Origin of the sequence: Geodermatophilus bullaregiensis, from assembly GCF_016907675.1 — a bacterium.
Lineage (GTDB): Bacteria > Actinomycetota > Actinomycetes > Mycobacteriales > Geodermatophilaceae > Geodermatophilus > Geodermatophilus bullaregiensis.
Genome location: NZ_JAFBCJ010000001.1, coordinates 4,040,746 through 4,057,690 on the forward strand (window position 1 = coordinate 4,040,746; position 16,945 = coordinate 4,057,690).

General features: G+C 69.8%; 14 protein-coding genes and 1 pseudogene. 3 read left to right on the top strand and 12 right to left on the bottom strand.

What is annotated here, in order from left to right:
* Positions 1-59: 59 nt before the first annotated feature.
* Together JOD57_RS19360 and JOD57_RS19365 are read left to right on the top strand one after the other, a co-directional pair.
* The gene (locus JOD57_RS19360) at positions 60-1,475 is read left to right on the top strand and encodes an FAD-binding oxidoreductase (protein WP_204693516.1); all 1,416 of its coding nucleotides are present in this window, start codon (positions 60-62) and stop codon (positions 1,473-1,475) included.
* A gap of 54 nt (positions 1,476-1,529) precedes the next feature.
* A complete protein-coding gene (locus tag JOD57_RS19365) occupies positions 1,530-2,234 on the top strand; it encodes a class I SAM-dependent methyltransferase (RefSeq protein WP_204693517.1) in 705 nt (234 codons plus the stop codon).
* Between the two features lie 32 nt (positions 2,235-2,266).
* Here JOD57_RS19365 and JOD57_RS19370 read toward each other — a convergent pair whose 3' ends face one another.
* The 5 genes from JOD57_RS19370 to JOD57_RS19390 all read right to left on the bottom strand — a co-directional run bounded on the left by JOD57_RS19370 (position 2,267) and on the right by JOD57_RS19390 (position 8,258).
* A complete protein-coding gene (locus JOD57_RS19370) occupies positions 2,267-3,361 on the bottom strand; it encodes a glycosyltransferase (protein ID WP_204693518.1) in 1,095 nt (364 codons plus the stop codon).
* Complete coding sequence (locus JOD57_RS19375) at positions 3,358-4,593, bottom strand: hypothetical protein (protein WP_204693519.1); 1,236 nt, start codon at positions 4,591-4,593, stop codon at positions 3,358-3,360. The genes JOD57_RS19370 and JOD57_RS19375 overlap by 4 nt, the downstream gene beginning before the upstream one ends.
* A 1,024-nt stretch (positions 4,594-5,617) precedes the next feature.
* A complete protein-coding gene (locus tag JOD57_RS27060) occupies positions 5,618-6,751 on the bottom strand; it encodes a site-specific integrase (protein WP_204693520.1) in 1,134 nt (377 codons plus the stop codon).
* A 41-nt stretch (positions 6,752-6,792) separates the two neighbouring features.
* The gene (locus JOD57_RS19385; protein WP_089305213.1) at positions 6,793-7,008 is read right to left on the bottom strand and encodes an excisionase family DNA-binding protein; all 216 of its coding nucleotides are present in this window, start codon (positions 7,006-7,008) and stop codon (positions 6,793-6,795) included.
* A 420-nt stretch (positions 7,009-7,428) separates the two neighbouring features.
* Positions 7,429-8,258 (bottom strand): IS5 family transposase gene (locus tag JOD57_RS19390; RefSeq protein ID WP_204693521.1). Its coding sequence is split into 2 segments (ribosomal slippage): positions 7,429-7,899 and positions 7,902-8,258, totalling 828 coding nucleotides; the frame shifts between segments, so codons are not numbered across the junction.
* Positions 8,259-9,038: 780 nt separating this feature from the next.
* Between JOD57_RS19390 and JOD57_RS19395 the strand changes: the two genes are divergently transcribed.
* The gene (locus JOD57_RS19395; protein ID WP_307824800.1) at positions 9,039-10,484 is read left to right on the top strand and encodes an IS110 family RNA-guided transposase; all 1,446 of its coding nucleotides are present in this window, start codon (positions 9,039-9,041) and stop codon (positions 10,482-10,484) included.
* 529 nt (positions 10,485-11,013) lie between these two features.
* Here JOD57_RS19395 and JOD57_RS27350 read toward each other — a convergent pair.
* The 7 genes and pseudogenes from JOD57_RS27350 to JOD57_RS19425 form a co-directional block, all read right to left on the bottom strand.
* Positions 11,014-11,214 (bottom strand): annotated as a pseudogene (locus JOD57_RS27350) (IS30 family transposase); the annotation flags it as partial.
* Between the two features lie 68 nt (positions 11,215-11,282).
* Complete coding sequence (locus JOD57_RS19400; protein WP_204693522.1) at positions 11,283-11,666, bottom strand: hypothetical protein; 384 nt, start codon at positions 11,664-11,666, stop codon at positions 11,283-11,285.
* Positions 11,667-12,053: 387 nt separating this feature from the next.
* Complete coding sequence (locus tag JOD57_RS19405; protein ID WP_307824801.1) at positions 12,054-12,836, bottom strand: metallophosphoesterase; 783 nt, start codon at positions 12,834-12,836, stop codon at positions 12,054-12,056.
* A gap of 437 nt (positions 12,837-13,273) precedes the next feature.
* Complete coding sequence (locus JOD57_RS19410) at positions 13,274-14,167, bottom strand: prenyltransferase (protein WP_204693523.1); 894 nt, start codon at positions 14,165-14,167, stop codon at positions 13,274-13,276.
* Between the two features lie 71 nt (positions 14,168-14,238).
* A complete protein-coding gene (locus JOD57_RS19415; RefSeq protein ID WP_204693524.1) occupies positions 14,239-15,018 on the bottom strand; it encodes an ABC transporter permease in 780 nt (259 codons plus the stop codon).
* A 41-nt stretch (positions 15,019-15,059) separates the two neighbouring features.
* Positions 15,060-15,833: an ABC transporter ATP-binding protein gene (locus JOD57_RS19420; protein ID WP_204693525.1), complete on the bottom strand. Its 774-nt coding sequence runs from the start codon at positions 15,831-15,833 to the stop codon at positions 15,060-15,062.
* 40 nt (positions 15,834-15,873) lie between these two features.
* A complete protein-coding gene (locus JOD57_RS19425) occupies positions 15,874-16,896 on the bottom strand; it encodes an ABC transporter substrate-binding protein (protein ID WP_204693526.1) in 1,023 nt (340 codons plus the stop codon).
* Positions 16,897-16,945 lie beyond the last annotated feature (49 nt).

A 16,945-nucleotide genomic window follows, 5' to 3' on the forward strand; every position in this document is an offset into this window, starting at 1 on the left:
CACCGCTGCCAGGGTGCCGATGCCGAGGGCAGGGAGCCCCGCGGCGCGGAGGAGGCACCATGGTGATCACCGAGGCCGGCCGGCCGGGACCCGTGCGCGACGAGGCCCTGACGGCACTCGCCGCCGACCTGCACGGTGCCCTGCTCCGCCCGCACGACGACGGCTACGAGACGGCGCGCCGGGTCTGGAACGGCGACGTCGACCGCCGTCCGGCGGCGATCGCCCGCTGCCTCGACGCCGCCGACGTCCAGCGCGCCGTCGGCTTCGCCCGGGACGAGGGGCTGCTGCTCTCCGTGCGCGGCGGCGGGCACAGCGCCCCCGGCTACGGCACCAACGACGGCGGCCTGGTGATCGACCTGTCGCTGCTCAAGACGATCGCGGTCGACGCCGACGCGCGCACCGCGCAGGTCGGCGGCGGCGTCCTGTGGCGCGAGCTGGACGAGCAGACGCAGCGCGCGGGCCTGGCGACCACCGGCGGCACGGTCTCCAACACCGGGGTCGCCGGGCTGACCCTCGGCGGCGGCCTGGGCTGGCTCATGGGCAAGCACGGCCTGGCGATCGACAACCTGCTGTCGGCCGAGGCGGTCACCGCCGACGGTGAGCTGCACACGGTCGACGCGGACCGCGAGCCCGACCTGTTCTGGGCGCTGCGCGGCGGTGGCGGCAACTTCGGCGTCGTCCCGTCGCTGCGCTACCGCCTGCACCCGGTCCCCGAGGTGCTCGGCGGCATGGTCGTGCACCCCCTCGACCGGGCCGGGGACGTGCTCCGCTTCTACCGCGACTTCTGCGCCACGCTGCCCGACGAGGCCGAGGCCTACTGCGCGCTGCTCACCGACCCGCAGGCCGGCGTCCCCGTGATCGCCCTGCTGCTCGGCTACAACGGGCCGCTGGACGAGGGTGAGCGGGTGCTGCGGCCGGCCCGGGAGTTCGGCCCGCCGCTGGCCGACCTCGTGGCGCCCATGCCGTACGTGGCGCGCCAGTCGATGCTCGACCAGCCCAACGCCGTCAACGGGCTGCACCGCTACTGGCGCTCGGCGTTCACCGAGCGGATCGACGACGGCCTGATCGACGCCGTGGTCGCGGCCGCCGCCGGCTTCAGCTCACCGCTGAGCGCCGTCCTCTTCTTCCACGTGCACGGTGCGGCGGCCCGCGTCGCCCCGGAGGCGACCGCGTTCGCCGCCCGCCGGACGCAGTGGGACGTCGACGTGATCGCCCAGTGGACCGAGGCGGGGGAGTCCGGGCGGCACACCGAGTGGCTCCGCTCGCACTGGGCCGCGGCCGAACCGCACATGGAGGGCAGCGCCTACGTCAACCACCTCGCCACCGACGACGCGCCCGAGAAGGTGCGGGCCTCCTTCGGTCCGAACCTCGACCGGCTGCGGCTGCTCAAGTCCCGCTACGACCCGGCGAACCTCTTCCGGCTCAACCCGAACATCACCCCGGTGGCGCCCGGGCCCCGCCGCTCCTCCGACTGACCTAGCATCCGCGGTCTCGGCCAGGGCACGTCCGAGCGGTCGGCGAGGGGACGGATGGACTGGGACACGTACGCGCGAACGTACCGCCAGCTCGACGACGAGTCGACCGTGCCGCCGCTGCTGCGCCGGGCCCTCGACGCCGCCACCGGCCGGGTGGTCGACGTCGGCTGCGGCGAGGGCGCGCTGCTCGACCGGCTGCGGGACGGCTACGGGGACGCGTGGGCGCTGGTCGGCTACGAGGTGTCCGACGTCCGCGCGGAGCTGGCCCGCGAGCACGGCCACACCGTCCTCACGTCGCCCGACGGGACCGTGCCGGTCGAGGACGCCGCGTTCGACGTCGCAGCCGCCTGCCACGTCATCGAGCACGTGCCCGATGACGAGGTCTTCGCCCGGGAGCTGGCCCGGATCACCCGGCCCGGGGGCTACGTCTACGTCGAGACGCCGGTCAAGCTCCCCGGTGCCTGGTACTTCCGGCGCAACCCGCAGGCGGGCTGGGTACTGGACTCCACCCACGTCCGCGAGTACCGATCGGCTGCGGCGGTGAACGAGGTGCTGTCCCGGGCCGGCCTGACCGTCGTCGCTGAGGAGCTCACGCCCATCACCTACCCGCTGGCGGCGGCGGGCCTCCTCGTCCGGCGGGTCCTCCGGCTGCCCCAGTCCACGAGCCGGCCCTCGGGGTTCGCGGCGCGCACGGTGAGCATCCCGCGGTACCGGCAGCAGGCGGTGCTGGCGCGTCGGCCGGACCGACCCGTCGCCTGAGGAGCCGGCGCGGTCCCCCCTGTCGGGCAGCCCTACACCTGGCGGTCGAGCCGCTCCTCGGCGACCGCCCTGAGCGCGGACTCCATCGCCTCCACGGCGCTGGGCCAGGTCAACGGCCGCACCGACTCCCGCCGACGTGCCGCCTGGCCGGGCGACGGGGCCGCCTGCACAGCTGCCTCCATCGCCCGGGCGAAGGTCCGGGGATCGGCCTCGGCGACGTCGACGACGCTCGCGATGTGCACCGGCACACCCTCGACCCCGGCCGGGGTGGTCAGGACCGGCCGTCCCGCGGCGAGCGGTTCCAGCACCTTGTTCTTCATGCCCGCTCCCCACAGCGTCGGGGCGATGAGGAGGGCGGCCCCCCGGTACAGGGTCGAGAGGCTCGGGACGAAGCCGGCGTACCGCAGGCGGCCCCGGGCACGGCCCAGCGACGGCAGGGGGTCCCGGGGACCGAACAACCGCACCCGGTCGAGGACGGACTCCGGCAGCACCGTGGCCACCTCCCGGGCGAACCACCGCAGGGCGTCCTGGTTGGGCGGGTAGTCCCAGTCCGCCGCCCACCCGATGTAGCCGCGGTCGTCGACGTCGAGCGGGACCTCGAACAGCTCCGCGGCGATGCCGTTGTGCACGAGGCTGTGGGGAGGCAGCCGGCGCACGGTCCGCCGGTCCACCTGGGCGTCGAGCTCGGAGATGTACGTCAGCCTGCCGACCATCGGGACCAGCCCGTGCATGACCGCGAGCAGCTGCGCACTCGCGAAGACCTGGACCGCCCACCGGGCGGGCGTGTCCCGAGGCGCCTCGGCCAGCAGACGGTAGGGGCTGTCGCACAGGTCGAGCAGCACGGGGACCCCCGCGTGCCGCACGGCCGGCACCAGCGGAGCGGTGAACACGTCGGCCAGCAGGACGACGTCGGCCCGTCGGATGCGGCCGGCGATCCGGAGATCGACCGCCGCGACCAGGCTGCGCGTACCCGAGGCCGGCCCCGGTCGCGCGTCGAGGGTCAGCCGGTCGACCGAGTGACCGCGTCCGGCCAACCCCGCCAGCAGGTGCTCGCGGCGCAGTCGCCCCCCGGTCATCGGCGTGTGGGAGCCGTAACTGGTGGCGGCGAAGATGCGCACGGTGGTCATCCTCCTGTAGACGGTTCGCCGTGCATCATCGCTGGTAGGACCCGGATCAGGGCCGCCAGCAGCGCGCCCACGACGACGAGTGACGCGAGGACGTAGGCGACCTCCACGCGCAGCAGCGGCTCGAGCGGCAGGGTGCAGCCGGCGACGAAGACCACGGCTGCGGCCGCCCAGCAGAGGGCGACGGTGCGGTGCCCGCGCAGGGCCACGACCGCGGACTGGAGCAGCGCGGCGAGCAGGAGGAGCACGCTGGACGCTCCGAGCACCGTCATGTCCAGCCGTGCGACGACGTAGGACGGGCCGAAGAACAGCGAGACGAGTGCCGGCCCCGCCGCCAGGAGCACCAGCAGCGCGGCTCCACCGAGCACGCCGACGAGGGCGAGCACGCGGCCGAGCGCGTGCATGAACGCGGAGCGGTCCCTCCGCTCCGCCGCGTGGACCAGGCGGGGCAGCAGGGAAGCCTGCAGTGCCCCGGTGAAGAACAGCGGGAGCCGGACGACGACGAAGGCTGCGAGGAACCGGCCGGCGAGGTCCGCGTCGGCGGGTCCGATGACCTGCAGGACGATCGGCCCGGCGTTGGCCAGACCCTGCGCGACCACCGAGGCGACGACCAGCCAGGCGAGGTTCTGGGTGACCTCCGGCCACGCCCCGGGGACGTGCGCGCCCCGGCCGCGGGGCACGCGGGCTGCCGCCAGCGGGATGACCAGGAGGGGGGCTGCCGCGACGGCCAGGGCCAGCGAGCCGGTCGTCGCCGCGCCGGCCGCCGCGAGGAGCACCACGGCGACGAGTCGCGTGAGGCCCTCGCCCGACAGCACCAGCGCGTAGGAGCCGAGGCGGCGGGTGCCGGCGAGGGCGCCCCGGACGACGTGGAGCCCGGCCAGGACGGGGAAGGCGACGACGAGGACGGCGAGCAGCTCCGATCGACCCGCCAGGACCCGGTCGCGGAGGAGCCCGGACAGAGCTGCGAGCAGCACCGTGAGGACGGTCACGACCACCGCGCCCAGGATCGCGACCCGCCGCACGGCCGGACCGATGTCGTGCCCGCGAGCGCGCCGCGCCGCCACGGCGCGAGTGGTCTCCTGCTCGAGCGGGAGGAAGAACCCGCCGGAGACGGCGAACAGCAGCGACCACGCCGCGGCGAACGTCGAGAAGTCCGCCGCCGTCAGCGATCGGGCAGCGACGGTGAGGACGCCGTACGCGGCCAGGCCGAGGACGGCGATGCCGAGCGAGACCACGACAGGACCCGCCCGCAGCGCGTCCCGGACCCGGGGTACGAGGCCGGTCACCCCGGTGTCAGCCGTACCGGGCGCACGCCGTCACGAGGCGCAATCATCCGGGGAGAGGCTGGCACCGCTCCCGACGGGAGCGAGGCGACGCCGGGGGGCGGGGTCGGGGTCCGCGGCGGCCGGCCCGCAACGGTCCCGTCCATGTCCAGGCGGGGCGCCCTCGGCCCCACGGCATCCGGAGGACCCCATCCGAGGCGGTCCGGGCAGGACGGGGTGCAACGGGACCACGACGTCGCGTGCCTCGGGCATGCGGGATCCGGGTGCAGCTGGGGCCGGCGCACCGCGCCCGTCGCGATGCACGTCCCCGCCCCGACCGGGGCGACCACGTTCCTGGCGTGGAGCACCGGGTCGGCGCCGCGGGTGACATGGACGTCGACGGCTCACTGCAGGTCGTCCACGGAGGTGAACGCCAGGACCCCCGACACGACCGTCGCACCGGCGAGCAGCGTGCACCCCGCCTGGCCCCGGAGGGACATCCGGGACCGCAGCGACCACCACACCGCGGACACCGGTGCGGGGACGAGGGGTCACGTGAGCATCATGGGTACCGCCGGTGCGTCACGCGATCGGCGAGTGTGTCGACGAGGACGTCCAGGCGGGGCTGGTCCTTCGGACCGCGCAGCCGCGGTACATGTGGGCCGGGTACGCCACGACCTCGCAGCCTGGTCCCGGTCAACTGCTGGCTCGAGCTGGGAGACGTCGGTCATGTCCGGCGTAGGTCAGCCGGACACCCGCCGCCACTTCCGGGTGATGAGGCGCAGTCCGTTGTGGTTGTCGTCAGTCTGATCCCCGATCGGCGATGTGTGACCACCGTGGCCGCTCGCAGGACCGCCCGTGGCAGCTGGCGATCGAACCGGCACGGCCAGCTTGGAAGGCGGGGCGCTGTAGACCTATAGGCGCTGGTAAGCGGCTTGTTGCGCTCCCCAAGAGGGTCCACGTGACCACTATGTGACCAATCGCCTCTCGGTCGGCATCACTCCGGCCGCTGGTCGCCGTTGCTCTCCGGTGCCTTGGTGATAGCACCGAGCATGGCGTCAAGGGCCCGGGCGATGTCGGCATCGCGGTCGTCGGCGGCGTGCTGGTAGAGGAGCGCGGCGGCGGGGGAGGAGTGACCGAGCCGGCGCATGAGCTCTTTCGTGGTCGCTCCGGTAGCAGCGGCCAGGGTGGCGCCGGTATGACGGAGTTCGTGTGGCCGGACCGGCGGCAACCCGATGGCGTCGGCGGCGCGGCGGAAGGTTGAGTTCCAGTTGCTGCGGGCGAGGTAGCCGCCGGTACTGGTGCCAAACAGGAGGGCGCCCGGAGGAGTCGGGACGTGCTTCTCCAGGTGCTCCTCCAGTACCGCCGCGACCGCGGCGGGGAGGGTCACCGTCCGGTGTCCGGCGTCGGTCTTCGGTTCGCCGAGCACCCACCGGCCGCCAACGCGTCGCACCGAACGCTCGACGCGCAGCCGGCCGCCAGACAGGACGTCGGATCGGCGCAGGGCCGTGGCTTCACCGAACCGGAGCCCGCCGAAGGCGAGGACGAGCAGCAGGGCGCGGTAGCGAGCGGTCCTCCGGTCCCGCCCTAGTTGATCGGCAAGCTGCAGTGCTTCTGCGGCGGTGAGTGCGCGAGACGGCCGGGTGGCCTTGGGCGTGCCGGCGCCCCGCAACCGGCATGGATTGGACGCGATGGCTTCGTCGGCAACCGCGACGTTGAGGATGGCGCGCAGGAGCCGATACGACTGCGCCAGTGCTGTCGGGCCCGTCGTCCGGCCGGCCTTGGCGTGCCAGGAGCGGACGGCGGCGGGGGTGACCTCGCCGACGGGAACGTCCGCCCATGGCTCGGCGAGGTGGTGACGCCACAGGCCGGCGTAGAGGACGCGGGTGCCCTCGCGGAGGTCATTGCGGGCGAGGTAGTCCTCGGCGTACTCGCCGACGGCGCGGCTGCTGGCGTTCGGCGCTCGCCAGCTCTTCCGCAGGAGGTCGGTCTGCTGACTTGCCAGCCACGCCCAGGCGTCGGCCTTGGTGCCGAGGATTTTGCTGTGGCGCCGACCATCAGGGCCGAGGTACCGGGCGCGGTAGCGGCCACTCGGGAGCCGGTCGACCGACCCGAACGTCCGCTTGGCCACGTCGAGACCTTGACGGGTACCTCAGCTCGCGTCCTCGACGATCACCGCTGGCTGTGGACGCGGCCGGAATCCACAAAGGCGTCTAGCGTCGAGCGCTCCAGGCGCACATACTTGCCGACTTTGACGTAGTCGATCCGGCGCTCGGTGATGAGCCGGCGAATGAACCGCTCGCCGGTACCGAGGTACTCGCCGGCCTGCGCGACGGTCAGGAGCGGATCGCGGTCGGAATGCCGATCCTGTGCCGCTCGCGTCGTCATGGATCTAGCGTCGCCGGTGATCCTCCGGTGATCCTCCGGTGATCCTCCGGTGATCCTCCGGTGGACCTCCGGTGATCCTCCGGTCGTCCTTCCTTCGGCGTCTGACCGTGTGACCCTTCGACGCGATGAGTGCGGACGCGGGCTTCGAGGTCGTGGTGGGTACTAACGGCGGCATCGCACCCGAGGAGCTTGCGCGCCATGGTGTAGCCGGGGCGCGCACCTGCGCATCGTGGCCCAGGTCGAACGTCCGCAGATCCGCCGGGTCTATGGCGTGCTCCGGGGGAGGTCCGTCAGGTGTCCTGGAAGGACTTCGAAGCTGCCGGCCGCCTCGCGGTGGAGGACGTCGAGTCGGGCCCGACCTCTGCCGATCGGTGAGGGGCGTCGCTGACACGACATGCACTCGTCTAAGAAGACGTTGCGTTAGTGCGCTGTGAGTCGTCGGGCGCAGATGAGAGTGACGGCGAGTCGGACCAGCGCGCAGATGGTGGCGGCGGTGCGGTCGTAGCGCAGGGCCAGTCGTTTGTAGGACAGCAGCCAGCCGATGGTGCGCTCGACGACCCAGCGATGCCGGCCCAGGCGCTGGCTGGGGTCCCGACCGATGCGAGCGATCCGAGCAGTGATTCCGCGGCGGCGCAGGTACCGGCGGACCCGCGGGTTGTCGTAGCCCTTGTCGCCGTGCAGCTTGACCGGTCGCCGGCGCGGGTGGCCGCGGCCGCCCCGCTTGATCGCCGGCATCGAGTCCAGGATCGGCTCGACCAGCATGCTGTCGTGCCGGTTGGCGCCGGAGACCACGACGTTTAGCGGCAGGCCGGTGGCGTCGACGAGCAGGTGGTACTTGGTGCCGCGCTTGCCCCGGTCGGTGGGGTTGGGGCCGGTCAGTGCACCCCCCTTTTGGCCCGGACGCTGACCGAGTCCAGGCTGGCTCGGGACCAGTCCAGTTCTCCTTGCTCGCCGAGGCGGTCCAGCACCACCTGGTGCAGCCGGTCAAAGAGCCCGGCGTCGGCCCATTGGTGCATCCGGCGCCAGCAGGTCCAGCCCGACCCGTAGCCGAGCTCGCGAGGCAGCTTGGTCCAGCCGATGCCGGTGGACAGCACGAAGGCGATGCCCTCCAGCACGTCCCGATCAGAGGTCCGTGGCCGCCCGGTGCGGCCGTGCACCGCCGGAGGTTGGGGCGGGATCAGCGGCTCGACCAGCGCCCACAACTCGTCACTGATCAGCCGCGGCGGCGGGGAAGACACCGACGACGACATGCCCCGCACCCTGTGCCGATCGCTCAGGGACGGCCAGAGCCCGACGACCTACTTCCGCAACGTCTTCTAATTCCTCGAGGCCGACGAGCGCCTGAGTACGCGGCCCGGGAACGCTCGAGCGGCCCAGCACCACCCCGACGGCGGCATCGCCGTCTCCCTGGCGAGCCGACTTGACCAGCACTACCTCCATCGAGCCGGCCGGTTCAGCCCAGACGACGTCCGACGCATCTGTGCGGTCACGGAGGACCCGAGCTCGACCACCAGCGCGGTCCCGATCACGGCCCCAGCGGTGGCCCACTTCGACTCCGCGGAGTTGGCCGCACTCCGCGACCCATGGGACCGGCTAATCAACTCTGCGGCGATCCATCACGGGGCTCCGCTGGGCACGAAGGATCGCGCCATCGCCGCGGTCGCTGAGACCGGCGCCGTCGAAGTCATCTGGTGACCGGACTGCCCTGGTTCGAAAGGCAGGAGCACACACCCCGGCGAGGCGGCCTAGCTCCGCCTGTCGGCGTCGGCGAACTCGTCACAACGAGTCAGCTGCGCCGGAGTGCATGAGGTGTAATCCTTTGCGATCTTGATTGCAGCCCTTGGCGATGAGAATGCCTCTGTCGTCCGGCGACGTCGTCTGTCACTGGTGCGGGAGAGCCCGCTGAGGTGTTTGGCGCGGGGTCCTCGGGTGCCCTTGATTGCTGCTGCGAGCGCGCGGGTCTGTGTCCTTGGCTTGAGGGCCCTCCGGACGACGCCCGATCGGTCGTCGGCCGTAGGAGGGGATCCGGGGTGGAAGTTCTCTACGAGCGCGTTGCCGGGCTCGACATCGGCAAGAAGACGCTGACGGTGTGCGTGCGCACGCCCGGGCCGCGGGGTGGTCGGCGGGCGCAGACGCGGACGTTTTCCACGATGACCCGCTCGCTGCAGGTCATGCGGGACTGGCTGCTGAGCGAAGGCGTGACGATCGCGGCGATGGAGTCGACCTCGACCTACTGGAAGGCGCCGTTCTACTGCCTGGAAGAGGTCATGGAGGCCTGGCTGCTCAATGCCGCGCACATGAAGGCCGTCCCCGGGCGCAAGACCGACATCAAGGACGCCGAGTGGATCGCCCAACTGCTCGAGCACGGGCTGCTGCGCCCGAGCTTCGTGCCACCGCCGGACATCCGCCGACTGCGGATGCTCACCCGCTACCGCGAGCAGCTGATGGGCGATCGCACCCGCGAGGCGACCCGGCTGGAGCTGATGCTGAAAGACGCCTCGATCAAGCTTTCGTCGGTGGCCTCCAGCCTGACCACCGTCTCGGCGCGGGCGATGCTGACCGCGATGATCGACGGCGAGCGGGATCCGCGGGCGCTGGCCGAACTGGCCCGCGGCCGGATGCGGGTCAAGATTCCGCAGCTGACCGATGCGCTGATCGGGCACTTCGACGCCAACCACGCGCGGCTGGCCCGCTCGATCCTGGCCCGTCTGGATGCGGTCGAGGCCGCGCTGGCCGAGCTCGATGCGGTCCTGCGCGAGGCCTTCGCCCCGTGGGCGCGCCAGCTCGAGCTGCTGCAGACCATTCCCGGGGTGGGGGAAAAGGTCGCCCAGGTGATCATCGCCGAGACCGGCGCCGACATGTCCCGCTTCCCCTCGGCCGGGCACCTGGCCGCCTGGGCCGGAGTGGCCCCGGCGATCTATGAGTCGGCGGGCAAGCGCAGCCCGGCCGGCACCCGGCACGGAAACAAGTGGCTCAACCACATGCTGGTCGAGGCCGCCGGCTCGGTCGGGCGGATGAAGGGCACCAACCACCTGTCGGCCCAGCACGCCCGGCTCACCGCCCGGCGCGGCATGGGCCGCGCTCAGGTCGCGGTCGCCCACTCAATCCTGGTCTCGGCCTACTACATGCTGAAGAACGACGAGCCCTACCGAGAGCTCGGCGCGGACTGGCTGACCCGGCGCAACACCGAGGCGCACACCCGCCGGCTGGTCGCCCAGCTGGAGAAGCTCGGCCACACCGTGGTTCTTGACCCGGTCGGCAAAGTCGACTGCAGAAGGACTGGATGGACGGGCTCCGCCCGCCCCGCGCTGACGCGCGCCTGCAGCTCACTCATTCACGGGTCTGCGTGGCACTTGATCTTGTACATCTCCAGTTCAGGCAGAGCGGTCACTGGTGAGCGCGTCTACCTTGCTTGCTGGCGCAGGTGGTCACGGATGCGGTCGGCCCAGAGGCGACGGTGCGCTGCTCGGCGCTGAAGTTGTGTGGCCTTTCGCGGGGACGCCACCCACTGAACCTCCGATTCAGCAGTGCGGCCGTCTGCTGGAGTAGGACCACCCGGCGGTCGAGCTCGACGAACGCTGGGTGGCCTTCGGTAGCCGTCATGCGGCGATCCGTTCGCACTCTTCGCACCGCGGAACTGTGCAACGGTTTCGCCAGTCCATGTCCGCGATCGCTGTTACCAGGACGCCGCAGACCGACGCTGCAAGGCCGTCCACGACGGGTCGGGCTACCGCATGAGCCACGTTGACCACGCGATTGAGGTCCCGGCCGTCTCGAAGGGACTGACGCTCGACAGACGCAACGTGCGTGCCGGTGACGTACAGGCTGGCCGTCATGCCACCAGGGTCGGCCCGTCCGATGTCGGCACTGCTACACCTGGACGGCGATTCTGCGACGTGCTAGGCGTGTCGCAGGGCGGCTGGCGAAGGAGTCGACTCCTGAGCGCCATGGCCACTGAGGCGCGGGCCGCACACGGCCTCGCGCCCCCAAGCTGGTGCGACGTCCTCATCCATGGGTTGTCGCAGCACCAGTCTGTTCGGCCGAGAGTTGGTGGTCACTCAGGGCTTCGGCGGGGGGCCTCCATCCGAGCGTTGTCCGCCCGCCGTTTAGGGCTGCGGCGACGGCCTCGATCTCCTCGGCGGTCCATCGCGACAGGTCGGCGCCCTTGGGGAAGTTTCGCCGCAGCCGGCCGGTCGTGTTCCCGTTCCGCCACGCTGCCAGGACCCTGCGATCCTCAGCTGGCGTGCAGGCGCGTTGGCTGCCTCGATCTCAGCTCAGCAGGCGACGCGGCTGTGCGGGCACCGTGGTCCCTGGGCGGCGGATTGAGTACGAAGGTCGACGGCGACCGAAACGATGCCGTCTGGTGGCGGATGTCGGGCCCCCCCCGCGGAGCAGATCAGAGGTCCGTGACGACGGCTCGGGCTGATGACTCGGCTTGGGGGCAGCGGTGCTGGGTTCCGGGCCGTGGCGAGGGTGAGGACGCAGGCCACTGCGGCGAGCCCGCCGTAGCCGACGGCGATGGTGAACAGGTCGAGGCTGGAGGAGAGCTGACCGGCGACGAGGCCCGGGATCGCCGCGCCGCTGTAGGAGATGAGGTAGACGGCGGCGAGCAGGCCGGCCCGGTCGGCCGGCCCGGTCCGCATCAGCAGGGCGCGCATGCTGCTGGTCATGGTTGCTCCCTGCGCGGCGCTGGCGATCAGGAAGGGCCAGCACGGTGCCCAGCCGCAGGGAGACGAGGATGACGGCCACGGCCAGGAGGTAGACGACCATGCCGGCGCGCTGTGCGGCCGCCGAGGTCAGCCGGCCCGCCAGCGGCGCTCGGCGCCATCAGCGAGGCGAACACCCCGGCAGCAACCAGGGCGTTGGTCGTACCCAGCTGGTCGGCGGCCACGGTGGCGCCGAAGGCCTGGTAGAAGCCGCCGAGCGCCCAGGTGGCGACGAACGTGGCGGCGGCGACGGGCAGGAAGCGGCGGGCGCCGGGTGGGACCCGCACCTGCGGGCGCAGCGGGGCGGCGACCCCGGGGGTGCGGGCCGTACGGAAGCCGTCAGGCACGGGTGAGCTCAAGAACGGTGACCTCGGGGCGCGCACCGATCCGCATCGGCGGCTCCCAGTAGCCGGCGCCGGCGGTGACGTAGAGCTGGGTGTCGCGGTGCCGGGACAAGCCCTCGACGGCGGGCTGGTCGAGCCGGATGGCGTAGTCAAAGGGCCACAGCTGACCGCCGTGGGTGTGCCCGGACAGCTGCAGGTCGACTCCGGCGGCGCGCGCCTGCTCGACCTGCACCGGCTGGTCGGCCAGCAACACGAGGGGAACGGCGTCGTCCCGGCCGTCCAGGGCGGCATCGAGGTCGGCGCCGTGCCCGGGAACGCCGGAGCGCGCGGCGGTGCGGTCGTCGATGCCGGCCAGGTCGAAGGTCGCGCTGCCGCGGCCGAGCGCCACCCGCTCGTTGCGCAGCACGTCGATGCCCAGGGTGGGCAGGTGCCGCAGCCAGGCGACGGTGTCGACGAGGTACTCGTGGTTGCCGGTGACGAAGTACGTGCTCTGTCCGCTGACCAGGTCGGCCAGCGGGGCGACCTCCTCGCGCAGGTCGGCGAGCTCGCCGTCGACCATGTCCCCGGCGACGGCGACGACGTCTGGCCGCTGGGCGTTGACGGTCTCGACCAGCCGCTCGAACCGGCGGCCACCGTAGGTCGTCGACAGGTGCGCGTCGGAGAAGGTGACGATGCGGTACCCGAACGGCGCCGGGTCCAGGCCGGCGATGGCGATGGGCACCCGGCGGATGACGGGTGCGGAGTTGGCCAGCACCGCGCCGGTGCCGGCGGTGGCCACGGCAACCGTGCCGGCGGCGACCGCCAGTGAGCGGGCCCGGAACAGCCGCCGGGACACATCCGTGCCGGCAGCGTGGTGGCCGCGGCCGCCGACGGACCGGCGTCCGCGATCGGGCCCTGCGAGGTCGCGTCGGCCGGGTCCCCGCCAGGGGCGACCGCGAGATAGGCCTTGTCGGCCAGCACCCGGTCAGGGCGGCCGTGCGGTTGTCCGGCCCGGTCCGGACAACCGCACGGCCCTCTCCGTGACCGCAGGATCGCTCGCCGCGCGCATCCCACGCTCCGTGCGCCCGGTGAGGAGACCCTCGCCCCAGTCCAAGCAGCCGAACTGGGTACGCGCCGCTGCCCACTCACCGCTGCGTGTGGCCGGCTCCCGCAGCCGCCTGCCGGCCGTGTCCTTAACACGGGCGGCAGGCGGCGCAACGCGGCACTCCAAGAAAGCTACCACCCGAAAGCCTTTGCAGCGAAATAGGCGGCCGAGAAGCCAGCGGGCACGGTAGACAGCAAGGTCATGATCCTCGTACCGACACGCTCCACGGCCCGCTTGTCCGTGAACCGCTCTATGAAGCGCAACCCAAGCAACAGTACTGCCGGGACCGTGAGACCTGCGAGGACCGCAACCGGGCCAGGCACGACGCCGAGGAAATATGAGATCACGGGCGGCACAGGCGAAATCCACAGCAAGGTGGCGACAACCCAACGTGAGGCATCCTTGCCTAGTACGACCACCAGGGTCCGCTTTCCGGTGAGTGCATCGGGTTCCGCGTCAGGAAAACGGTGGCAAACAATTGCCGCAGCATTCAGAAGGCCGACTGTTAGTGATACGGCGATCGCGCCCCAGCCAACCTGCGACGCCTGAGAATACACAGCACCGAGCACCATCAGCGGACCGAAGGCCAGGCCCACGAAGAGTTCGCCCAGAGCGCGGTAGGCCAGCTTCAACGGCGGCGCGGTGTAGAAGTAGCCCAGCGACGCGCCAAGGACCCCCAACAGCAGCACCCAGAAGGTCGTGCGGACGACGACAAACATACCCATCGCTGCGCCGACCGCGAAGCAGACCATACTGGCAACAAGCACCGTACGCGGCTGCAGCCTTCCACTCGGAAGCACTCTCGTCCCCCCGCCGAAGCGCATGTCCTCCGTCACTGCAAGGTCAGCGCCGCTGAGATAGTCGAAGTACTCGTTCGCCGAGTTAACGCCCGCGTGGATGCACGCAATGCTGCCGAGCGAGAAAAGGAATGTCGCGAAGTCGAGTGAGGCGAACTCCACATAGGCAATGACGGTTCCGAGAACCACGGACCAAGCGGACAGGTGGAAGAACTGTGGCTGGATCACGGTAACGAGTGTGCCTAGCCTGGCCCATGGGGGCTGTCTGCGACCCGACCTCGTGAGCATTGCGTCCTCACCTACCCCTCGGCACCACCCCAGCTCCAGCGACGAGCAATTCTCGACTGAACATGTCGGAGCAGATAAAAGGGGATCAATGAAATCAACCCCATCGTGATGAGAGCGGCGAACTGCAGAGAGACGTCCAGGCTACTACCCGCCAGCAGCAGAAGGTACCCCAATCCCTTTGATGCACCGATAAACTCCCCGATTAGGGCTCCGATGACGGCCAAAGGGATGGCCACCTTGACGCCATCGACGAAATGAGGGAAAGCAGTTGGGATTCGAATCATGCGGAAGATGGTCCAGGAAGTCGCCCTCCAGGAGCGAAAGAGCTCGAGGAGCTCAGGGTCGACCCGCATCAAGCCAGCAAGAACATTCACCGTTATGGGAAAGAACACCAGCAACGCACTGAGGACGACCTTCGACGAGACTCCCGTTCCCAGCCACAGGATCAGGACCGGAGCTATCGCAATCTTCGGAAACGAGTTGAACATGATCAGTAGAGGCATCAAAGCGGTTCTCAAAGAACGGGAACTGTACAACACCGTGGCGGTCACCGATCCGATCATTACACCGAGCAGAAGTCCCGCCAGGGATTCCTGCAGGGTCACGAGGGCATGGGCCGCCAGCGCCTCGTAGTGCTGGGTGAAGCTAAGCCACACCTCGGACGGCGCCGGCAGGATGTAATCGGGAACCCGGGACAGGCGTGCATACAGTTCCCACATCGCCGCGATGATCAGAGTAGGAGCCAGGGCCTTGACGGCCAGTGAAATGCCGCCGTGACGCCGCAGTGGCATAAAGCGCCAACCGAGACGCCGGAGGACCGTAGGACGCCCATTCATGAACACGGCCCGTCCATCGCGATAGCGTCCCTGATCCGACCTGCCAGTTCACCGAATTCAGCACTTGCGAGCATGTCGACTCGGCGCGGACGCGGGATACGAATCAGAAAGGACGCCCGAGTCGACCCGGGCGTGCCTGTCATTACCACGACCCTGTCGGACAGGAGTACTGCCTCGGCGACGCTGTGGGTGACGAAGATGACTGTGCTGTAATGACCGTCCCAGATGCGCAGAAGTTCGAGAGCCATTCTCTCTCGTGTGATCTCATCCAGGCTCGAGAACGGCTCGTCCATCAGAAGAAGCGTTGGATTTGTGATCAGCGCCCGGCAGAGCGACACCCGTTGCTGCATCCCCAGGGACAGTTCCTGTGGGTATCGCTCGGCCCAGTCGCTCAGGCCGACCAGCTCCAACAGTTGGTTCGCCAGGAGCTCATCCCTAGAATGAGCACCGAAGCGGACCCGCAGCGGTGTCATGATATTCACCCTGACCGTCTTCCAGGGCAATAAGACGGGGCGCTGCAACATCAGTTCTGCTTCCCGGACGGGTCCATTGACGCTCGCTCCGTTGACCAGGACCTCACCGCATGTCGGGAGGATGATGCCGGCAATAATCTTGAGCAGCGTGGATTTCCCGCAACCGCTCGGACCGATGATCGACAAGAACTCACCACGTGCAACCGTGAGATCCATCCCACGGATGGCGGTCGTGCCGTCCCCCGAGCCGCCGAACACCTGCGTGACGCCGCGGAGGTTTACCGTGAGGGGTATCATGCCATACCGACAGTCACGTCCTCCGGGGCAGCGAGATGGCCTAAGGAACAAAGCTGTTGTTGAAGACATCTGAGATGTCGATCCCGCTGATACCGTACGCTTGGGACACGGATACGAGAGTCGCCGTCATCGCCTCAGGGGACGCATATCCGTATCGGTCACTCTTCATCAGCTCGAGGGCATTGTCGACCTGCGCCCTTAGGAGGGTCTCGTCTAGGGTCGGCTCTTGCTCAAGGATGGCGTTAACAGCTCTCTGCGGATCGCTTGCTGTATCCTCGTAACCGTTGATCGTCGCTCTGACGAACGACTCGATCAGGTCAGGATCGGAGTCTATGGTGGAGTCGGTGGCGAAGACGCTATAGCCGAGCAAGTCGAAGCCCCAATCGGAGAGAAGGAACTCGCGGGGCGTCCGTCCGACCTCGGCACCCTTGACCTGGTACACCGGCCACGTCGCATCGTGGAACGCGGGCGCGATATCGAACTGGCCAGCAAGGAAGCTTGCCACGAGGGCGGAAGGATCCACCGTCTGCATCTCGATCGTGCTCGGGTCCACGCCCTGTGCCCGCAGGAAGGCCGGCAGCACCTTGTTCGCGGATCCGAAAGGATTGCCGCCGTAGCGCCTGCCTGCGAAGTCGGCCGGGGAGTTGATGCCCGAATCACTCCAAACCGCATATGACAGGGGCGACCGGTGTTCATAGACCATGACCGACTTGATGGGCACCCCTTGGCTGCGCGCCTCTATGATGGTGACTGGCATTGCCGAGCCGAGTGTAGCCTTGCCGCCGGCGACGATCTGCGCCGCGAACAGATCACCCTCGCCCCTCAGGAACGTAACGTCTAATCCCTCGTCACGGTAATGTCCGTTGGCCTGAGCCAAGTAGAAGGGGGCATGTCGACCCTGCGGCGAGAAGTCGAGGACGAACTGAATTTCCCGCAACTCTCGTGCGCTCTGGTCATCCTCCGCCGAACTGCAGCCGGTCAACAGGAGTGGTGCCAACACCAAGGGCAACAGAGCTGTCCCCACCACGAGCGCGCGGGCCAAGCACCAGGTCTTCGTCGTCATTCGTCCCCCTAGTCGCAATGTTCGACGTGGGATGGTCCTGACATTCCGA